We start from the raw sequence: 18,236 nt of genomic DNA, 5'->3' as shown, positions 1-18,236 counted from the left end.
TGAGCAGCTTGTTCTCCCCCTAATTGGGTGTAAGAGTCAACTGCGCCGGCACCGGTTCGGCGCTGATATCGATTAAATCCCCCGCCAACCAAGCAGCAAACTGATCTCGGTAGTGGTCGCTCAACGGATGTCCTGACTGACCACCGGGGATCACAGCCTTTGCCCGCACTTGCGGCGACATTTCTGCCACCACGCGCACTGTGGCGCCATGGCTCACTTCAAAGGGTGTGTGGTACTTGTAGTTAGCGCGCCCCACCGCCGCCGGTGTGCCACCCCAAGGGTAACGCTCAGAGTTAAACACAGGGTCTAATGCCGGTACAGCCTTGCCAAGTTCGTGATAGAGCTTAACCCCTTGCTTGTCATCGAGTCGCCACGCCACCAGCTCTGGCCCAAGCTCGCCAGCCAGCTGCTCAAGGCTGTGATGCAAGCTTTCACTCAAAAGCTTTGGCCAATCGAAATCCCAAGCCTTGGCAGCAGGCGCCTCTAACAGAGCTTGGTCGACCGCAAAGCTCAGCACATAGCTGCGCTTTAGCACTCGCGTGTAAAGCTCATCCCCAAGTACTGGGTTAAACATGGTGTTGGCCAGACTCAAATACCAGTGCTGAAAAATCAGTGCCGGCGCGCTATCGCTAGTTGCCATCGGACGGGACAACCAAGCCTGCAGTAGCTCAACTGCTTGGGTTTGTTGTGGGCTAAGCGAAGCACCATTGAGTTTTGCCAACATGCTAGGCAGCACCTTAGCCGCCTGGCCGTCGTACCAGTCCATCTGCAAGCCCTGCATGTCGCCTAGGGTCAATTTAGGTGCAGCCGATAAGACTTGCTGTAGACGCTCTATGCGATAAGGTGCGGCATTGTCGGCTGATACCAGCACACCAAAGTCTTTCGGGTTAACTCGCGCATTGGCCGCGGCAATATAGCCAGACTCTGGGTTGAGCAAACGCGGCATCTCGGTTGCTGGTACGAGTCCTTGCCAAGCATTTTTACTAAGCGCTCCATCTAGCGGAGCTAAGCCTTCACCACTTCCGCGTACTGGCAGTATGCCCGCGGTACGAAAGCCAATGTTGCCATGAACATCGGCATAGGTAGCATTCAGGGTTGGCCCGGCGTGCTTATCAATCGCCTGGTTAAACTCGTCCCAATTGGTCGCTTGATTGAGCTTAAGCAAAGCTTCTAGGCCATAGTTGGCAAGCATCTCATCTGTCAGTTGATGCAAGGTCCAGCTAAAGCTAATGGCTGGCGACTCGCTGATCAGCGGCCCGTTAGGAGTGTGATAAATAGTAAAGGGCTCGCTCTCGCCGCCTTTGACTTTAAGCTCCACTCGCTCGGCCACCGCCGCGAGATATTCGCCATCATGGAGATAGTGATGGGCTTGGTCACTGGATTCGGTTTCAACGTACAAGTCTTGGGTATCGCCAATGTTGGTAAAACCCCACGCAATCGATTGGTTATAGCCGTTGATGACCCCAGGTAATCCAGGCACTGACCATCCACGAATTTGCGCGTCATCGCCGATAAACAAATGCACTTCGTAAAACAGGTTGGGCAGGCCCAGTTGGTCATGGGAATCAAAGGCAAACAGCGGAAAACCCGACTGGCTTTTTTCAGGGGCTACCACCCAGCCATTTGAGCCAAACTTCACTCGAGGCATTTTCGGGTTCCAATCCGGATCGACGCTGGCCAGTGTTTCGCTTAGTTCAGATAAGTCATCGGCAATAATAAATGGAAAGTGGCCAATATCGCTGCCATCTTCGGTGAACAGGCGCATTTGATTATCAGTGAGTTTTTGCGACAACTTAAGACGCAATAACTCATTGGAGTGGTTGTTTGCCGACTGGAAGGCAATTAACGCGCCGACCGCGAACACATCTTGCGCCTGCCAAGGCCTTACTTCAGCGCCAAGTAGCATTAGCTCCGGCGACGGCATGCTTTGTTGCTCAATCGCGGCGTTAACCCCAAGTACATAGGCCTCAACCAGAGCTTTCATGTTGTCCGAGGCGCCGTGATACAAACGCTGCCCGAGCTGCGGCACCCCCATGCGCCAAAGACTTTTGTCCGAGTCCAACATGTCGCGACCAAACAAAACCGCCAGCTCGCCTCGCCCAGCGCTGCGCACCAACTCCATTTGCCACAGACGCTCTGAAGCGTGCAAATAGCCCTGAGCAGTTAGCGCATCGGCTAAACTCTCAGACTGAACATAAGGTCGCTTGGCCGCATCGAAACCTATATTGACCGGTGCGCTAACGCCAACGGCCAGTTCGCCGTCTAGCTGGCCTTTAGAAGCGGATAACACCCACCAGATAGCCAATAGCGCCACCACAATCACGGCCACCAGGCTCAACAACAGGCGCTTCCACCACGAGCTTTGGGTCATACGTTCTCTCCAAGAGTATTGATTTGAGCGCTTAGCACCGGCCAAGACTCACTTATTATTTGATTATCATAGATTTGTAGGTCACCAAATTGCAGCATCAACGCTTCGCTTTGGGTTGGCCTGAGAAATACCCAGTCATCCGCTTTCAATGCTTGCCGCTTGGGTATGGTCAGTAGCTGCTGGTTAGAGCTGTCACCGAACAAGCGAGATGGCTTTAATCCACTGGGGTACTCAGCTCGCGCCATCCATTTGCCACCGTATAAGAACACCCTATCGCGCCCCAAAGGCAAATTCCCGACAAAGGGCAAGCGTACTCCTGCTAAGCGTTTGAGTACCGGAGTCGCCACGTACAACGCCGGCTCTAACGCCTGCAAGCTGGGTAGCTCAAAATCTGTGGGCTTAACTAGCATGGAACCCAGGCTGATGTCGTTAGCAGCACTGTGGGTTTGATGCAACGCCCAGGTAGGACTGCCCCCTGAGTTAATGCAAAGCCCCTCACGACTCGGTAAGGCTTGCAGAACCTGTTGCAACTTGGCTTGCGCCTTTTGATGGGCCTGCGCCACTCGGCCAAATGGCGCTTTGGCGACGTGAGCCTCGTATCCCATGACGCCACTGAAACTGAGCAAAGGGTCATCGTTCAGTTGCGCCACAGCGTTAGCGACAGACTCAGGCGTTTCAAAGCCACCCCGCTGCATACCTAGGTTCACCTCAAGGCTGCATTTAAGTCGGTGTTGATGTGCTTGAGCCAGCTTTGAGGCTTGTTGCAACCGCTGTGGCGTGTCGATTAGCCACTGAATCTTGTCCAACTGGCTTTGCGACAGCTGCTCAAGACAGTGTTCCATCGCGGCCAAGGGCATGGGCTTGCCTATCAGTATGTCCAAGTCATCACGCCAAGCGAGCAACTGCAACAAAAAAGGCCAATGGAAGCACATCAGGCGATTGGTGGCTAAGCGCTGCATGGCGAGCTCAAGCAAGGGCAAGCTGGGCAGAGATTTAACCACCAAGCGCAGCGGCAAGCGCGATTGCTCAGCCACCCGCGATAGGTTGCGCTCAAAGGCCTGGCGATCCAGCAACAAGCTGGGCTTGGCGAGCTTCGCCTGTCGCAGTGCTAGCTGGTAATCAGAGAAAGGCTGGGCCAATGGAACACTTCCTTTGCTTAGCAATTGGCTTGGACGGATAAATACACATCCACTTTTCTAACAAAAATTGTACAAACGTGCAATAAACTAAAGCTTTCATCCAAGCGTTCACAGCCTTACTAAAACTGATTTCTGTGCAAAAACCCAAGCCAGTCATTGACCTGCGCGTCCATTGCCCCTAGCCTTTGAGGCTCATTAATTGAGTCAAAGGTTATTCCATGAGCCAAACCATATCAGACATTTTTGACGCCGACTTGTGGGACGCGGTCGAAGGGTTCGACTTTAGCGACATTACTTACCACAGAGCCAAAGACCAAGGCACTGTGCGTATCGCTTTTAATCGCCCCGAATGTCGTAACTCCTTTCGCCCAAAAACCGTAGACGAGCTATTCACTGCACTGGATCACGCCCGCCAGTGGTCTGACGTAGGCTGTGTCTTGATCACCGGCAACGGCCCGTCTCCAAAGGACGGTGGCTGGGCCTTTAGCGCTGGCGGCGATCAGCGCATTCGCGGCAAAGATGGCTATAAGTATGAAGGCGAGCAAGCCAATACCGCCGATGTGGCGCGCATGGGCCGCTTGCACATTCTCGAGGTGCAACGCCTGATTCGCTTTATGCCAAAAGTGGTGATTGCCGTGGTTCCAGGCTGGGCGGTAGGCGGTGGTCACAGCTTGCACGTGGTCTGTGATTTGACTCTAGCCTCTAAAGAGCACGCCATTTTCAAGCAAACCGACCCAGACGTGGCCAGTTTTGACTCGGGCTATGGCTCGGCTTATTTGGCTAAAATGATTGGCCAAAAGCGCGCTCGTGAGATTTTCTTTTGCGGCTTTAACTACAGCGCCCAAGAGGCGTTTGAAATGGGTATGGTCAATAAAGTGGTTGATCACGCTGAGCTGGAAGTGGAAGCGCTGCGCTGGGCCAAAGAAATCAATTCTAAATCCCCGACTGCAATGCGTATGTTGAAGTACGGCTTCAACCTTCCTGACGATGGCTTGGTGGGCCAGCAGCTGTTTGCCGGTGAGGCCACCCGCCTAGCCTATGGCACTGAAGAAGCACAAGAAGGTCGTGATGCTTTCCTAGAAAAGCGCGATCAGGACTTTAGCCGCTTCCCTTGGCACTATTGAGCCTTTGACGCGAGTGCGGGTCAGAAGTGTTGCTTCACTTCGACCCGCCACTCCCAGCCATTCACTCTAGGGTCGTTAGACAGTGGTCGAGAGAAATCGACGTGCACCACATTTGAGTTCGACGCAAACGAGCTAAAAGCCCTTAATCCGACCCCAACGCTTCGCAAAAGCTCTTGATTATTATCCGCGTACGCAGACTCGCCGTCCGTCTTACCCGCATCCACAAAGGCTACACCGCCAAACTCAAACAACTTAAACAGGTTGATGTTTGGGTAATAACGCAGCTCTAGTGAGCCAGAAACCGCGTGCTGACCGTGTTGAAATTGCAACGGATAACCGCGCACGCCGTTATCCCCTCCCAGAGTCACCGGTTGGTCCAAATATTGATTTTGCGACACAGTGGCGTCGAGTCGAATGTAGCTAGCCAGCTTAGGGTTAAAGCGATAAAACCATTCGTTGAACACAGATCCAAGCGCGCGATAGCTTCCATCGCTGCGGCGATTGCCTTCAAAATCCCAGCGGGTCACCAACATCATGTCTTCGGCTAAACCAAAGGCTTGTCGATAGTAAGCCCACCACACCGGTCCCTGACCCGATTGCGAATGCTGACTGATGTCATGGCCTAGGCGCAGGCCGTACTCGCGACCAAAGTTTACGTCCTCGGTCTGATTGATAAGGTAAATATCCTTTAGCTTGCGAAAGCCATCGGTAACACTGGCAAAACCGAACCAAGGCGCTATCAGAGTTCGGTCTTGAGGCTGCACTTCGCTGGTGAATTTGGAAAACTCATAGCGCTCTCCGTGTATCCCGGCTAGCCAACGCCAACTGCTGTCACCGATGCGCCCTTTTGACCAGCCGTACCATAGTGAAGTGTCTTGACTGTCTTGTTGGAAGCGGTTGACGTCCTGCCCACCCTGACGAATGGTCTCAGAGAGTAATCTGTCATCAAAATAGGCCTGACCGGCCCAGATATTGTGTAGTGAGACAAAGGGCTTACGCACCGCAACTGTGGTTTGGCTGCCATCGTCGTTATCGGCGGCGACCAGCAACAAGTTGGCGTTTTTGCCCAAAAATAGGGGCGCGTCAAACTTGAGTTCGTAACCTGTGCGCTGATAATCACTCTTGTATCTGAGCTGGGTTCGCACCCCGTAGCCTAAGAAGTTCGAATCCTTAAGACCCACAGAAAACTTGCTCTCACCACCGCTGCGGCCAAAGTTAATGGTGGGGAGTAACGACCAGTTATCCCAAGTTTCAACCAGCACATAATCGCCCTCTTCGTCGCTTTGCTCAGTGACGCGGGCATCTCTTAAGTAAGGTTGATTGCGCAGGTGACGCTCAACTTCGGCAAGGTCCGTATCCAGCACGCAAGGGGCAAAACCCTCAACCTGATCTTCGATAGTGATGGGCTTGGTAATGATGTGCAGGGCGTTGGCCCAATGGTGAATAAAAAAGGTGTCGGGTTCCGAGAGGTCAAAAATGTCATTTTGCACAGCAACCACACGCGCCGGTTGCGCGCACTGATCGCCAAAGGCGTACGCCAAAGGGGCTGCATGTAGCGTGCAGCCGATTAAAATACACAGGCAGGAAAAGCGCCCCCAAAAGCCGTTTTGCAACCGTCCCCCTAACACCTAAGGCCAACAACTGGCCGTCAAATCATAGAGTTATAGTGGCGACGGCCTTATTTAAAGATGGTTAACCGAGGGCAGAAATGCAAGTTGAGAACGCGCTTGGGAGTCTAACCGTCTAAGGCGACGATGGCTTCGACTTCGACTTTGGCACCCAAAGGCAAGTTGGCCACTTCAAAGCAACTGCGGGCTGGAAACACCTCGTCAAAGGCTTCGGCGTAGGCTTGGTTAAACACGGCAAAGTCATTAATGTCCGCCAAATAGCAGGTGGTTTTAATGATCTGCCCCATGTTGGCCCCAGCGGCCTCAACGATAGCGCGAAGGTTTTGCATCACTTGCTGAGTTTGCTCGCGCACATCCTCGGAAACCATTTCACCGGTTTCGGGTACCAAAGGAATTTGGCCCGAAGTATACAAAATACCTTGGTAAACTTTGGCCTGAGAGTATGGTCCTACTGCGGCCGGCGCTTTATCGGTGGCAAGGGTAATCATTGTGACTCCTAACAAATACTAGCGGTACTGGTGGATCCCCAGGATCCAACCAAATAGACGTTTTAACAAAGCATCGAGTTCGGCTTGGCGAGCGTCGTCCATTGGGCGACCCACGGAGGCGTACTCAAAGCTCAAAATGGTATCAAGCAAAATGGTGGCGTCGATATGCGGGTCGTGACGGTTGAACTTGGCACACATGGCCTCCATCGGCGCGAACAAATGGGCACGGTGCTCATTTACCAGCTCGCGTAAGTTGTCGCTTAAGCTGGTGTCGGCGAAGAAGATTTGCTCGACGCACAAGCTATCGGCGTTCTCGCGAATCTGCCCTAAAATATACTCTTTACCGAGCTCTACCAACTCATTGCAGACCTGTATTCTCAGTTGCTTCGAGCGAAGTTCGCGGGCCTTGTGGCGATTGAGTACTTCGTCAACGCGTACCCACACGTCGTTTAGCTCCGGTCGGCCGCGCTCACAGTAGTGGGTAAAGGCCTTAGCGATAAGCTCGTTGATGTCTTTGAAGTAATAGGTGGTCAGGGACAGCTGCACTTCTGCCTCCGCCGCCACCGCTCTGTGAGTTACAGCGCGAATGCCCTGTTTGGCAATGAGGGACAGGGTGGCCTCTAAGATAAGATTGCGGGTGACCTCGCCGCGAGCTCGGCGTTTCACTGGCGCACTGGATTGGGACATGCTTGAATCCTGCGTGATTTATTATCGTTATCTAGGAGAACCACTTCGGCTGGACGCCTTACCTCCTACACTCCTGTTATATCACGAATAAATTGGATCTTTGTACAATTAAAACGCGAGCAAACAACAAAGCCGACCCCAGAGGTCGGCTTTTTGTATCAACAGGGCTTAGCTTTCCGACTTTGGCACTCGAGAAAGCAGCACTTTGGCGGCTTCAGTGGCAGGCTTACCTTGGTATAGGACCTGATAAATCTGCTCAACAATCGGCATTTCGACACCCATACGTTGAGCCAGCACATACACTTCTTTGGTGTTGCGATAACCCTCAACCACCTGACCAATCTCTTCTTGAGCTTGGTCAATGTCTGCACCTTGGCCTAACGCCAACCCAAAGCGACGGTTGCGCGACTGGTTGTCGGTACAGGTCAGTACCAAATCGCCTAAGCCGCTCATGCCCATGAAGGTACCTGGTTGAGCGCCGAGCGCCTCCCCGAGGCGACCCATCTCAACAAGGCCACGAGTGATCAAAGCGGTTCGAGCGTTGGCGCCAAAACCGATACCGTCGGACATACCCGCACCAATGGCAATCACGTTCTTCACTGCCCCGCCTAACTGCAGGCCAACAAAGTCATCGTTGATGTATACACGGAACCGGTTCTTACAATGCAACAACTCCACCAAATCTTGAGCGAAGCTCTGATCGGGAGAAGCCACCGCAATGGCCGTTGGTAGTCCAGCCGCCAACTCTTTTGCAAAAGTTGGTCCCGACAACACTGCCAATGGATACTTGTCACCCAGAGCATCATGGGCGACGTCTTTAAGAAGACGCCCAGTTTCAGGCTCAAGTCCCTTGGTCGCCCAAACCAAACGAGCATCATCGCGAAGGTGCGGTTGAGCTTGTTTGAGTACGAGTCCAAACACATGGCTTGGTACCACAACCAGCACATTGCGGGTAGCCGCAAGCGCTTTGGCTAAATCGGGCTCGGGTTGCAGGGTATCCGGAAACGGAATGTCAGGCAGGAATTCTTGGTTCGAGCGATCTCGCGCCAAAGCTTCCATGTGCTCTGGCAAATGACCCCAAATCAGTACTTTGTGGCCATTGTTGGCTAGCGAGATGGCAAGGGCGGTGCCGTAGGACCCCGCCCCTAGCACGACAATGTCAGCGCTAGACATAGCTAAGCCTTAGGCTTGCGCGTCGTTGTTTTGCTCGGCTTCTGCTTGCTGACGTTGTGCAACGTACTGAGCAAACAAAGCGTCGAAGTTAACTGGCGCTAGGTTTAGCTGTGGGAAAGTACCACGAGCAACTAGGCTGCCAATTGCTTCGCGAGCGTATGGGAATAGAGTGTTCGGGCAGTAAGCACCTAGCGAGTGAGCCAGTTGCTGCTCGTTCAAACCTTGGATTGCAAAAATACCGGCTTGCTGAACTTCACATAGGAAGGCAGTTTCTTCACCGATTTTTGCGGTAACGGTCAGGCTCAGCACAACTTCGTAAACGTCGTCAGCCAGCTTTTCGCTGCGAGTGTCTAGGTCCAGCTTAACTTCTGGAGTCCATTCTTTTTGGAAAATCGCAGGGCTGTTAGGCGTCTCAAAAGAGATGTCCTTGGTGTAAATGCGCTGGATGTTAAATTGTGGGCCGGCTTGTTGTTCTGCGGCGGCTTGTTCGTTGTTGTTTGCTTGTTCAGCCATGGTCTATTACCTAATTCGTTTTGCTAGAGATAAATTATCGTTTTTTGCGTGCAACTGGCATGTTGTTCGCGGTCCAGTCGCTCATTCCGCCATGTAGGCTATAGACAGTCTCAAAACCCTGCTGCGACAACAGCTGAGCGGCTTGCGACGAAGTCATTCCCGCATTGCATACCAGAATAATGGGGTCCTGTTTCATTTTTTCAAGTGCCCCTAGGCGTTTATTTTTGATATCCGCCATCGCAACGTGAATTGCGTCAACAATATGTCCTTTTTTGTAGTCGTCACGACCGCGAATGTCTACCACCTTGGCGGACTGCTTGTTGATCAGTTGCACCGCCTCTTGATAGCGAATGCTTTTCACTTTAGAGGTCGCTGCCTTGATTGTGGTAACAATCAGGGCGATAAACAAACCGGCCCAGGCGACGGACAAAACTGGGTTACGGCCAAGAAAGTCAATAAATTCTTGCATTGATATGTGCCTTACGTGGGCTTATATGGGTAAAAACAGCCACAGAGTATACCGTCAGCCAGCATAGATTTCAGCCCCGCTAAAAGGTAAAATTGGGCCAAATTCTGAAAACCGAAAGCCAACGCATCATTAGAGCGAATTATGTCGGATAACAAGAAAACCCTCGCATTAATTATTCTTGATGGTTGGGGCCACAGAGAAGCCGCAGCCAACAACGCCATCACACTTGCCAATACCCCGGTGATGGATAGCCTGTGGCACAAGCACACCTCGACCCTAATCTCCGGTTCAGGCCAAGATGTCGGCCTGCCTGATGGCCAAATGGGAAACTCTGAAGTTGGCCACATTAATCTGGGCTCTGGCCGTGTGGTGTACCAAGAACTGACTCGCATTGGCAAAGCCATCGAAGAGGGGACTTTTCAGCAAAATCCAGCGCTGACTGGCGCCATCGACCAAGCCGTTGCTGCTGGTAAAGCCGTGCATCTGATGGGATTGTTGTCTCCTGGCGGCGTTCACTCTCACGAAAGTCACATAGAAGCCGCGGTCAAACTCGCCGCAGCGCGCGGTGCCAAGCAAGTGTACTTGCACGCCTTTTTGGACGGTCGCGATACGCCACCGCGCAGCGCTGAGGCGTCATTGGCTAAATTCGAGACCTTATTTGAGCAGTTAGACTGCGGCCGCGTCGCATCTGTGGTTGGCCGCTATTACGCTATGGACCGCGACAATCGCTGGGAACGCGTTGAAAAGGCCTACCAATTGCTGACAGAAGGCAAAGCCGAGCACGTCTTTGAGCGCAGTGTCGACGCCTTAAACGCCGCCTATGCTCGCGACGAGAACGACGAATTTGTTGCTCCTTCGGTGATCGCCACCGAGCAGCAGCCTGCCGCCAGCATAAACGACGGCGATGCGCTGATATTCATGAACTTCCGCGCCGATAGAGCCCGTGAAATCACTCGTTCATTCGTACAAGATGACTTCGATGGCTTCACTCGAGCCAAGCGTCCAGCTCTGGCCGACTTCGTAATGCTGACCCAATACGCGGCGGACATTCAAGCCAGCTGCGCCTACCCGCCAGAAACCTTGACCAATACTCTTGGCGAAGTACTGCAAAACACGGGTAAAACTCAGCTGCGGATCTCAGAGACAGAAAAGTACGCTCACGTAACCTTCTTCTTTAACGGTGGCGTTGAAGAGGTGTTTGAAGGCGAGCAACGCAAATTAATTCCTTCGCCAAAAGTGGCGACTTACGACTTGCAGCCGGAAATGAATAGCGAGCTGCTTACCGATGAGCTGGTTGGCGCCATCGATTCTGGTGAGTTTGACGTGATCATCTGTAACTACCCCAACGGTGACATGGTAGGCCATACCGGCAACCTAGACGCAGCCATTTTGGCTTGTGAGGCGGTTGACCGTAGCATTGGCCGAGTGGTTGAAGCCCTTGAGCGCAACAATGCTGAGGCCTTGATTACCGCGGACCACGGTAACGCAGAGCAGATGACCAGCGAAGCCACCGGTCAAGCACACACCGCTCATACCAGTCAGCCGGTACCCTTAATTTACGTTGGTCGCGACGCGAAAATTCTGCACCAAGACGGTCGTTTGAGCGATATCGCACCCACCATGCTCACCCTGATGGGGGTAGAGGTTCCGGACGAAATGACCGGCCGCCCTCTGTTCGCTGTCACCGCTTAAGGACTGACATGCGACAAGGATGGCACCTACTAGGGATAGTTTTGCTGTGCGCTGGGCTGATGGGCCAAGCGCACGGCTCGGATTTGTCTCAGCGCCAAGCTGAGCTAAAAAAGCTACAGCAAGCGATTAACGCCAAAGCTCAATCACTGAAGTCGTCGCAACGTCAGATAGACCAGTTGCAAGCACTATTGGCAAAGGACGAAAAAGCCATCGCCAAAGCAGCCGCATCGCTCAATCAGACCGAGAATAAACTCAAAGCCGTCAACGCTGAGGTTGCACAAACCCAAACTCGCATTACACAGCTTAGTGAGCTCAAGAAAAGTCAACAGCAGATCTTGGCCAAGCAAGTGGCCAGCGCCTACTTCTCGGGTACTCACGACTACACCAAGATGCTACTCAACCAAGAGGACCCATCTCGAGTTGAGCGCATGCTGGTGTATTACCAGTATTTGAACAAAGCTCGAGCACGTTCGCTCGAGCAGCTCAAGAAAACCAGCCAGCAGCTCGACGAAAGCCAGCGGCAAGCTCGCGAGCAACAAGCCTCGTTAAAACAGTTGAAATCCAAACAGCTCAAGCAAAGAGACGAGCTGCAGGCTGAGCAGAGCCAGCGAAAAGCGACTGTGGCCCAACTCAACAAGTCGATAAGCTCTGAAGGCCAACGCTTAGAGCAGATGCAGATTGAAGAAGGTAGCCTCAAGCAAGTCATCGAACAAGCCATCGCGGCCAGTCGCAACAACACTAGCCTGCCGGGCATTAACGTAAAACGCGGTAAGCTGGCTTGGCCAACACGCGGCCGTATTGTCACCAATTTCGGCACCAAACGCTCTGGCCAAATTCGCTGGAACGGCGTAACCATTAGCGCACCGGAAGGTCGCTCCATTCGGGCGGTCGAGAATGGCAAAGTGCTTTATGCCGACTGGATGAAAGGCTATGGCATGGTAATGGTGATCGATCACGGCAAAGGCTACATGAGTCTGTATGGTCACGCCCAAACCTTATTTAAGCGAGCCGGCGACTCGGTCAAAAAGGGTGACTCAATCGCTTTGGTAGGGCGCTCTGGTGGTAGCAAACAACCTGGTTTGTACTTTGAGATGCGCCGCAAAGGTTCGCCCGTTAATCCTAAAAATTACTGCAAGTAATCATCCGCTTACAGGCTAACCTACTAACTTAAAAGCCAATTTTCGGGCAGCTTGGTTACCCTCGCCTATACTTGATAAGACAAGTCACTAGGGGGTGCTATGCCGAGCCTGTTGAAATTCACAACCGGAGCTTTTTTAGGTCTATCGATTGGATTGTCCGTCAGCTTGTATTCTGACGAGTACTCCGAGCGTTGGACTCGTGAGCACGATTGGGAGTTATTGCAGGACATTATTGAAAGCGTAGAAACCTATTACGTCACCGAAGTCGACCGCCAAGCCTTAGTGGAATACGCCATTGAAGGCGTGTTCAAGCAGCTCGACTCTCACTCCGAGTTTTTGAACGAAGACGAGTTCTCTCAGATATCAGAGAGCAATGCCGGCAGCTACTATGGCTTCGGGATTGAAATCGCGATTGTCGACGAGCAAGTCACTATTATCGCACCGATTGATGATTCGCCTGCTTTCTACTCGGGCATTCGCTCCGGTGACAAAGTCACTCAGGTGGATGAACTGACTGTTGAGCCAGATAACTTTGAAGATGTACTGACCTACATTCGCGAGCAAAGCCAAAGTAATCGCCCGATAGCCTTATCCGTGTCGAACCCCATGGGTAACGCAGAGCACAAGCTCACCCCCGCCTCTATTCAGGTGCAATCGGTCAAGCTGGCCGAACTCAACAACAACCTCAGCTATTTGCGCATCAGCAGTTTTCAAGAGGACACAGCCGAACGCACTCGAGAGTATTTGGAGCAGCTACCCACAACCAGCAGGGGGTTGATCATAGATCTGCGCAACAACCCTGGCGGGCTGTTGGACCAGGCCATCGACGTGGCCGATATGTTTCTGAGTAAGGGCAGAATTGTTGGCACCATGGGGCGCTACTTTGACGCCAACACCGACTACTACGCCTCAGAACAAACCGTGATTGATGACCTGCCAATTGTGGTACTGATTAACCGAGGTTCGGCCTCAGCCTCAGAGATACTTGCTGCCGCTTTGGCCGACAATCACAGAGCTACCTTAGTGGGTGAAACTAGCTTCGGCAAGGCCTCAGTGCAAAGCCTAATTCCCACCCTAAGAGCAGGTACGGCGATTAAGTTAACTACCGCTCGTTATTTCACGCCAGACGGCAAGAACATTCATAAAGTAGGGATTTCTCCGGATATTGAGGCTGCCGAGCACGAACAGCATCAACAGGTAAAACTGGCTAACGAGCATGGACTTAACTTACATAAGGATGATAAGTTTGCACACTTAAGCACAGATCCAGACATGGCTCTGGCAACGGATTGGCTGCTGAACAAACGGACCGCTAGTGAGACGCAAATTACAACAACGACAAGCTACTCGCCTTAAACTTTTGGGACTATTTTTGGTCCTTTTTTGCCCTAACCTTTGGGCAGCTCAAATCGCTCTGATTATCGATGATATTGGCTATCGCAGCACCGACAAGCGTGCCCTTGAGCTTCCCGGGCCGCTAACTTTTGCGGTTCTGCCTCACACTCGCTACAGCGCTTTAGCCAAACCTCTCTCTGCCAATCACGACATTATGGTTCACGTGCCGATGCAGGCATTAAACGGCGGTTCTTTGGGCCCCGGAGCTTTGCAATTGCAAATGAGCGAGGGGCAATTTAAACAAACCCTCAGACAAGCCATCGCGGCAGTACCCGATGCGATTGCTATCAACAACCACAAAGGCAGTTTGCTAACGCAACTCAACCCTCAAATGCGCTGGGTAATGGAAGTACTGCAAGAGCAGCAAATGTACTTTGTCGACAGCGCCACCACCAAGTACTCAAAAGCTCAACAGCAGGCGCTGCAACACAGGGTTGCGAGCTTGCGACGAGACGTCTTCTTAGACCATGACCCGAGCCCACAGGCCATTGAGCGCGAATTCAACCGGCTAGTGCGCATCGCCCAGAAAACTGGTCTGGCGATTGGCATTGGCCATCCCTACCCTGAAACTCTGGATATGCTAGAGCGACGCTTACCTGAGCTGCAAGCGCAAGGAATTGAGTTGGTAGCTATTTCGCAGTTGCTAAGACCGCAACAGCTGGCGCTTAACGGCCAAAAACCCGAAGGTGGGCAAATGGTGGGAGTGCGCGCCAGCCTATAAACTAGTGGCCGCTTCAAGTTCGGTGATACGCCAGATGGCTTGCTCTGAACTGTCACCGCAAACGTCGGCACAGGGTCTAAACTGCAAACAGACTTTGGGGCGGCTCGGTTGGCCAAACAATCGACAGAGGTTGTCGTCTTTGAGCTGCACGCAGCGCTCGCCCGCCGGTTTGCCGTTAGGCATTCCAGGGATAGGTGTGGTTATTGATGGAGCTATGCAACAGGCTCCGCATCCAATTCGACAGTCCAAGGTTTTTCACTCTGTTTGAGAAGGCGGTTATACTAGCGCCCACTCGCTGGTTTTATCAACGGATTTTGTATGCGATTGACAGTCTCACAAGTCACCAAGACTTCAGAACAATTGGAACTAGACCTCAATAAGATCTGCCAAAACAGTCCTTTCGACGCGCAGCAGTTTCTAGCACAACTGAGCGACGGCAAACTATTCTGCTCAACCTTTAACGACCGCCACATAGCGGCACTAGCCATAGACTCTCGAGGTCGGCTTACCGCGATTGCCGTTGGCGAGCCAAATCGACGTCGCGGCGTTGGCAGTGATCTTATAACTCAAGCCAGCCAGCTACTCAGTGGGGAACTTGAGCAACTTTGTGTCGAAACACCGGTAAGTGCTGAACTAGTCCCTTGGTTAGCCCAAGCAGGATTTGTGCAAGCGGGTTCATTGTGGTGCAAACGTATTACAGGCCTCTAAGCTTGCTTGAGTCAGACCTAAATTGAACCAATGGGTGCGCTGAGCAGAGGTCCCGTGAGTGAATTGTTCAGGGCGCACTGCTTTTCCCGCTTGCTGCTGAAGCCTGTCATCACCTATCGCTTGTGCCGCCGTCATCGCTTCTTCAATGTCGCCAACCTCCAGCCATCCCTTGGACTGCGCGTAGTTAGCCCACATACCAGCCATACAGTCCGCCTGAAGCTCGAGCTTAACCGACAATTGATTGGCCTTTTCCGGTTGCTGGGATTGCTGTTGCTGTACTTGAACGCTGATTCCAAGCAAGTTTTGCACGTGATGTGCCACTTCATGGGCTATCACATAGGCCTGAGCAAAGTCGCCTCCAGCACCAAGCTGCTGCTTTAACGTTTGAAAGAATGACAAATCTAGGTATATCTGACGATCAACCGGACAATAAAATGGCCCTACCGCTGAGGATGCCGAGCCGCAATGACTGTCTACCCGTCCCTCGAACAACACCAAAGTCGGCAGCTGATAGCTGAGTTTTTGTTGTTCAAACTGCGCTTGCCAATACGACTCGGTATCTGCCAACACCACTGCGACAAAATCCGCTTGTTGGTTGTTCTCTATAGGAGCTTGCGCAGTGGTTGTAGGCGCTTGTGATAAAAAATTGAGCGGATTGATACCAGTAAAAAAATACAAAGCGACACCGGCGACAAGCATGATTCGCCCTAGTCGACTACCCAGCAAGAAACTGAATAGATTGATCAAGGCCGTGGTGCCACCGCGCCCGCCAGTCCCTCTTCGATCGGCAACTCTATCGCTACGACGACGCCTCTGCCATTTCATAGTCTGTGTCCAATTGCTCCTAATCAGGCTAATTTTAGACCAAGACTGGGTTGCACAAAGGTAAACAACTCCATAAGTTAGACAATACACTCGGACGCTTGAGACGCCCTATGACCACTCTAATATTATCTTTGTTTTTCTGCTGTTTAATGCCAATCATCGCCAAGATCCCGCTATCAATAGCGATGCAGAAGAAAGGCGGCTACAACAATAAGTATCCTAGGAACCAACAAAACCAGCTCCAAGGTTTTGGCGCCCGTGCACTCGCAGCTCATCAAAATGCTTGGGAAGCCATCGCAGTTTTCGCTCCAGCTGTTTTGCTTACCATTGCTACCAATCGAGTCGACAATACCGCTGAGGCCCTCGCAATCGTTTTTGTCGTCGCTCGAGGTGCCTATCATGTCACCTACCTAACCAACCACGACCTGGCGCGCTCATTGGCTTGGACGATAGGATTTGGTTCATCACTAACCATGATTTGGCGCTGCTTGCCGAACTAAGTCTTAGTCCTTTTGTATAGAGGCTTGCCTGATCTTTGCAATTTCGGTTTATCTTTTTGCAAATGTTCTTCTATACCTATGATTGCGTGCACGCAAACAGCGAAATGACTCGCATAACATAGATAGGGAAAATCAAATGCAAGAATTAAACTCAGAATCGTTGAGTGAAGTAAACGGTGGTGCTCTACCACTCCTAATCGCAGTGCTAACCACGGACTCCTTCGCAATGGGCTTCACTGCCGGCGCGCTAGTGGGATACGCAACAGTGAAAAACCTTTTTGAATAAGGAAATTCAAAACATGACAGAACTTAGTTTAGACGAGATGAAACACGTAAATGGTGGTGTGGCGCCCCTTATTGTCGTTGGCGCCATTCAGATAGGTAAGGCTTTAGCCGGTGGCTTTGCCTTGGGTGTCGCGGCCGGTTCGCTAATGGCATTATTAGATTTTTAACCATTTTAGGCCTCTGCTCCCGCTCTCTATGAGTGGGAGCTCACAAGGGAAAAATATGAACGATTCAGTTGGTTTCACAACTTTACAAATCAGTGGAATAGTATTGATAGCTCTTGGATTAAAGCTAGGTATAACTAATTCATACTATCTATCAGGGCTTTCTGTGGGCTTAATTGGTCTGTATTTCTTTCTGCTTTCTAATTCTTTGCTAAAGCGTAGCAACTTGATTTATCTAAGCCTGCTAGCTGCACTAGCCTTTTCCCTAGTATGGGATAAGGGGTTCAGCTACGCCATGCTGTTTACTTTCACGGTCTGTTGCTTATCTTTTTACTATTTACACTACAAACTCATTCCAGAGAGTGATTAAAGAAATATCCAAAAACTACAACGAAATAAGGAGCTAATTTCAAATGGCTTTAGACGATTAGAAGTCCATTGCCGTTTTTTCGAAGAAAGCTCACATGGGGGTGACAAATTCGTCAGGAACGAATTTGAACGCACTTTAGTGCGGCGCGTAGGGTGACCTACAAGGAGGTAGGTCATAAGAGGACCGAAACGAAGTTTCGCAGCCGAGGAACGCGGAGTCATCGAAGATGACAGAGCTGGGATTAATCGGCAGGAGCCGATTAAAATAACGGCTTGCCGTTGGCCCGTAGGGTGAACCACAAGGATGTGGTGAATAATCCTTGAGGCGCTCGGTGTTGATTCGAAGTAATGAAGTAGAAGCCGCAGGCGGCTGAACCTAGTGTGTAGGTCAGTGTCAGGGTTCATAAACGAGAAAGGCCACCCGATTAGGGTGGCCTTTCAGTGTTTGAAGCCTGGCGGTGACCTACTCTCACATGGGGAAACCCCACACTACCATCGGCGCTATTGCGTTTCACTGCTGAGTTCGGAATGGGATCAGGTGGGTCCACAATGCTATGGCCGCCAAGCAAAATTTGGTTTGTTCTTAAATCAATTCGAAAAAGCTGACACTGCGTCGAATGTGAACGCAGGAGTTTGGATGCAATGCAAGGCGGGAGGACAATTGAGAGCGGGAGCGTACCGATAGTACGTGACCGGTTCAATTGACCGACTAACGCAGTCAGTGCATTCAAAAATCAAGTTCAAGCAAACTCATTATCTCACCCAGACTCATCTGGGTTGTATGGTTAAGCCGCACGGGTCATTAGTACAGGTTAGCTCAACGCCTCACAACGCTTACACACCCTG

At 51.7% G+C, this 18,236-nt stretch carries 19 protein-coding genes and 1 rRNA gene; 9 read left to right on the top strand and 11 right to left on the bottom strand.

The window, feature by feature from the left end; all coding sequences use genetic code 11:
- Positions 1 to 19: 19 nt before the first annotated feature.
- Positions 20 to 2,371: a penicillin acylase family protein gene (locus CLC93_RS16520; protein WP_095507098.1), complete on the bottom strand. Its 2,352-nt coding sequence runs from the start codon at positions 2,369 to 2,371 to the stop codon at positions 20 to 22.
- The gene (locus CLC93_RS16515) at positions 2,368 to 3,510 is read right to left on the bottom strand and encodes an alanine racemase (RefSeq protein ID WP_169903095.1); all 1,143 of its coding nucleotides are present in this window, start codon (positions 3,508 to 3,510) and stop codon (positions 2,368 to 2,370) included. Before CLC93_RS16515 ends, CLC93_RS16520 begins: the two co-directional genes overlap by 4 nt.
- 218 nt (positions 3,511 to 3,728) lie before the next feature.
- Here CLC93_RS16515 and CLC93_RS16510 point away from each other — a divergent pair, with 218 nt between their 5' ends.
- Positions 3,729 to 4,634, top strand: a complete 906-nt coding sequence (locus CLC93_RS16510) for a 1,4-dihydroxy-2-naphthoyl-CoA synthase (protein ID WP_095507096.1) — start codon at positions 3,729 to 3,731, stop codon at positions 4,632 to 4,634.
- Between the two features lie 20 nt (positions 4,635 to 4,654).
- Here the strand turns inward: CLC93_RS16510 and CLC93_RS16505 are convergent, their stop codons facing one another.
- The 6 genes from CLC93_RS16505 to CLC93_RS16480 form a co-directional block, all read right to left on the bottom strand.
- Positions 4,655 to 6,175, bottom strand: a complete 1,521-nt coding sequence (locus CLC93_RS16505) for a BamA/TamA family outer membrane protein (protein ID WP_095507095.1) — start codon at positions 6,173 to 6,175, stop codon at positions 4,655 to 4,657.
- Between the two features lie 194 nt (positions 6,176 to 6,369).
- Positions 6,370 to 6,750 (bottom strand): RidA family protein, encoded by a 381-nt coding sequence (locus CLC93_RS16500; RefSeq protein ID WP_095507094.1) that lies wholly within the window; start codon positions 6,748 to 6,750, stop codon positions 6,370 to 6,372.
- Positions 6,751 to 6,768: 18 nt separating this feature from the next.
- Positions 6,769 to 7,437, bottom strand: a complete 669-nt coding sequence (locus CLC93_RS16495; protein ID WP_095507093.1) for a TetR/AcrR family transcriptional regulator — start codon at positions 7,435 to 7,437, stop codon at positions 6,769 to 6,771.
- Positions 7,438 to 7,605: 168 nt separating this feature from the next.
- The gene (gene gpsA / locus CLC93_RS16490; RefSeq protein ID WP_095507092.1) at positions 7,606 to 8,610 is read right to left on the bottom strand and encodes an NAD(P)H-dependent glycerol-3-phosphate dehydrogenase; all 1,005 of its coding nucleotides are present in this window, start codon (positions 8,608 to 8,610) and stop codon (positions 7,606 to 7,608) included.
- A 9-nt stretch (positions 8,611 to 8,619) separates the two neighbouring features.
- The gene (gene secB, locus CLC93_RS16485) at positions 8,620 to 9,123 is read right to left on the bottom strand and encodes a protein-export chaperone SecB (protein ID WP_095507091.1); all 504 of its coding nucleotides are present in this window, start codon (positions 9,121 to 9,123) and stop codon (positions 8,620 to 8,622) included.
- 34 nt (positions 9,124 to 9,157) lie between these two features.
- Positions 9,158 to 9,592: a rhodanese-like domain-containing protein gene (locus CLC93_RS16480; RefSeq protein ID WP_095507090.1), complete on the bottom strand. Its 435-nt coding sequence runs from the start codon at positions 9,590 to 9,592 to the stop codon at positions 9,158 to 9,160.
- A 141-nt stretch (positions 9,593 to 9,733) separates the two neighbouring features.
- Between CLC93_RS16480 and gpmM the strand changes: the two genes are divergently transcribed.
- The 4 genes from gpmM (at position 9,734) to CLC93_RS16460 (ending at position 14,539) form a co-directional block, all read left to right on the top strand.
- Positions 9,734 to 11,284 carry a 2,3-bisphosphoglycerate-independent phosphoglycerate mutase gene (gpmM, locus tag CLC93_RS16475; RefSeq protein WP_095507089.1) on the top strand — a complete coding sequence of 517 codons (1,551 nt, stop codon included), beginning with the start codon at positions 9,734 to 9,736 and terminating at the stop codon, positions 11,282 to 11,284.
- Between the two features lie 8 nt (positions 11,285 to 11,292).
- The gene (locus tag CLC93_RS16470; protein ID WP_211286899.1) at positions 11,293 to 12,423 is read left to right on the top strand and encodes a murein hydrolase activator EnvC family protein; all 1,131 of its coding nucleotides are present in this window, start codon (positions 11,293 to 11,295) and stop codon (positions 12,421 to 12,423) included.
- A gap of 99 nt (positions 12,424 to 12,522) precedes the next feature.
- The gene (locus CLC93_RS16465) at positions 12,523 to 13,779 is read left to right on the top strand and encodes a S41 family peptidase (protein ID WP_095507087.1); all 1,257 of its coding nucleotides are present in this window, start codon (positions 12,523 to 12,525) and stop codon (positions 13,777 to 13,779) included.
- A 16-nt stretch (positions 13,780 to 13,795) separates the two neighbouring features.
- Positions 13,796 to 14,539 (top strand): divergent polysaccharide deacetylase family protein, encoded by a 744-nt coding sequence (locus tag CLC93_RS16460; protein WP_245837185.1) that lies wholly within the window; start codon positions 13,796 to 13,798, stop codon positions 14,537 to 14,539.
- Here the strand turns inward: CLC93_RS16460 and CLC93_RS16455 are convergent.
- The gene (locus CLC93_RS16455; protein ID WP_095507085.1) at positions 14,534 to 14,788 is read right to left on the bottom strand and encodes a YkgJ family cysteine cluster protein; all 255 of its coding nucleotides are present in this window, start codon (positions 14,786 to 14,788) and stop codon (positions 14,534 to 14,536) included. The genes CLC93_RS16460 and CLC93_RS16455 overlap by 6 nt on opposite strands.
- Before the next feature lie 69 nt (positions 14,789 to 14,857).
- On the opposite strand from CLC93_RS16455, the gene CLC93_RS16450 reads away from it, so the two are divergent.
- Positions 14,858 to 15,247, top strand: a complete 390-nt coding sequence (locus tag CLC93_RS16450) for an acetyl-CoA sensor PanZ family protein (RefSeq protein WP_095507084.1) — start codon at positions 14,858 to 14,860, stop codon at positions 15,245 to 15,247.
- On the opposite strand, the gene ypfJ is transcribed toward CLC93_RS16450, so the two are convergent.
- The gene (gene ypfJ / locus CLC93_RS16445; RefSeq protein WP_095507083.1) at positions 15,215 to 16,072 is read right to left on the bottom strand and encodes a KPN_02809 family neutral zinc metallopeptidase; all 858 of its coding nucleotides are present in this window, start codon (positions 16,070 to 16,072) and stop codon (positions 15,215 to 15,217) included. The two genes, CLC93_RS16450 and ypfJ, sit on opposite strands and share 33 nt — an antisense overlap.
- Before the next feature lie 110 nt (positions 16,073 to 16,182).
- Here ypfJ and CLC93_RS16440 point away from each other — a divergent pair, with 110 nt between their 5' ends.
- The 3 genes from CLC93_RS16440 (at position 16,183) to CLC93_RS16435 (ending at position 17,024) form a co-directional block, all read left to right on the top strand.
- Positions 16,183 to 16,572, top strand: a complete 390-nt coding sequence (locus CLC93_RS16440; protein ID WP_095507082.1) for an MAPEG family protein — start codon at positions 16,183 to 16,185, stop codon at positions 16,570 to 16,572.
- Positions 16,573 to 16,708: 136 nt separating this feature from the next.
- On the top strand, positions 16,709 to 16,858 hold the full coding sequence (locus CLC93_RS18000) for a class IIb bacteriocin, lactobin A/cerein 7B family (protein ID WP_141237417.1): 150 nt from the start codon (positions 16,709 to 16,711) through the stop codon (positions 16,856 to 16,858).
- 13 nt (positions 16,859 to 16,871) lie between these two features.
- Positions 16,872 to 17,024, top strand: coding sequence for a class IIb bacteriocin, lactobin A/cerein 7B family (locus tag CLC93_RS16435; RefSeq protein ID WP_095507081.1), 153 nt, complete (start codon positions 16,872 to 16,874; stop codon positions 17,022 to 17,024).
- Positions 17,025 to 17,840: 816 nt separating this feature from the next.
- Here CLC93_RS16435 and rrf read toward each other — a convergent pair.
- Positions 17,841 to 17,956, bottom strand: a 5S ribosomal RNA gene (rrf, locus tag CLC93_RS16430).
- Positions 17,957 to 18,236: the final 280 nt, after the last annotated feature.

It is taken from the genome of Paraferrimonas sedimenticola (genome assembly GCF_002282855.1).
Taxonomy (GTDB): Bacteria; Pseudomonadota; Gammaproteobacteria; order Enterobacterales; family Shewanellaceae; genus Paraferrimonas; species Paraferrimonas sedimenticola.
This window is presented reverse-complemented; position numbering and strand designations above follow the sequence as displayed.

Coding starts and splice junctions, on each gene's coding strand:
- CLC93_RS16520 (WP_095507098.1), bottom strand. CDS start 2,371: ATGACCCAAAGCTCGTGGTGGAAGCGCCTGTTGTTGAGCCTGGTGGCC.
- CLC93_RS16510 (WP_095507096.1), top strand. CDS start 3,729: ATGAGCCAAACCATATCAGACATTTTTGACGCCGACTTGTGGGACGCG.
- CLC93_RS16500 (WP_095507094.1), bottom strand. CDS start 6,750: ATGATTACCCTTGCCACCGATAAAGCGCCGGCCGCAGTAGGACCATAC.
- CLC93_RS16495 (WP_095507093.1), bottom strand. CDS start 7,437: ATGTCCCAATCCAGTGCGCCAGTGAAACGCCGAGCTCGCGGCGAGGTC.
- gpsA (WP_095507092.1), bottom strand. CDS start 8,610: ATGTCTAGCGCTGACATTGTCGTGCTAGGGGCGGGGTCCTACGGCACC.
- secB (WP_095507091.1), bottom strand. CDS start 9,123: ATGGCTGAACAAGCAAACAACAACGAACAAGCCGCCGCAGAACAACAA.
- CLC93_RS16480 (WP_095507090.1), bottom strand. CDS start 9,592: ATGCAAGAATTTATTGACTTTCTTGGCCGTAACCCAGTTTTGTCCGTC.
- gpmM (WP_095507089.1), top strand. CDS start 9,734: ATGTCGGATAACAAGAAAACCCTCGCATTAATTATTCTTGATGGTTGG.
- CLC93_RS16470 (WP_211286899.1), top strand. CDS start 11,293: ATGCGACAAGGATGGCACCTACTAGGGATAGTTTTGCTGTGCGCTGGG.
- CLC93_RS16465 (WP_095507087.1), top strand. CDS start 12,523: ATGCCGAGCCTGTTGAAATTCACAACCGGAGCTTTTTTAGGTCTATCG.
- CLC93_RS16450 (WP_095507084.1), top strand. CDS start 14,858: ATGCGATTGACAGTCTCACAAGTCACCAAGACTTCAGAACAATTGGAA.
- ypfJ (WP_095507083.1), bottom strand. CDS start 16,072: ATGAAATGGCAGAGGCGTCGTCGTAGCGATAGAGTTGCCGATCGAAGA.
- CLC93_RS16440 (WP_095507082.1), top strand. CDS start 16,183: ATGACCACTCTAATATTATCTTTGTTTTTCTGCTGTTTAATGCCAATC.
- CLC93_RS18000 (WP_141237417.1), top strand. CDS start 16,709: ATGCAAGAATTAAACTCAGAATCGTTGAGTGAAGTAAACGGTGGTGCT.
- CLC93_RS16435 (WP_095507081.1), top strand. CDS start 16,872: ATGACAGAACTTAGTTTAGACGAGATGAAACACGTAAATGGTGGTGTG.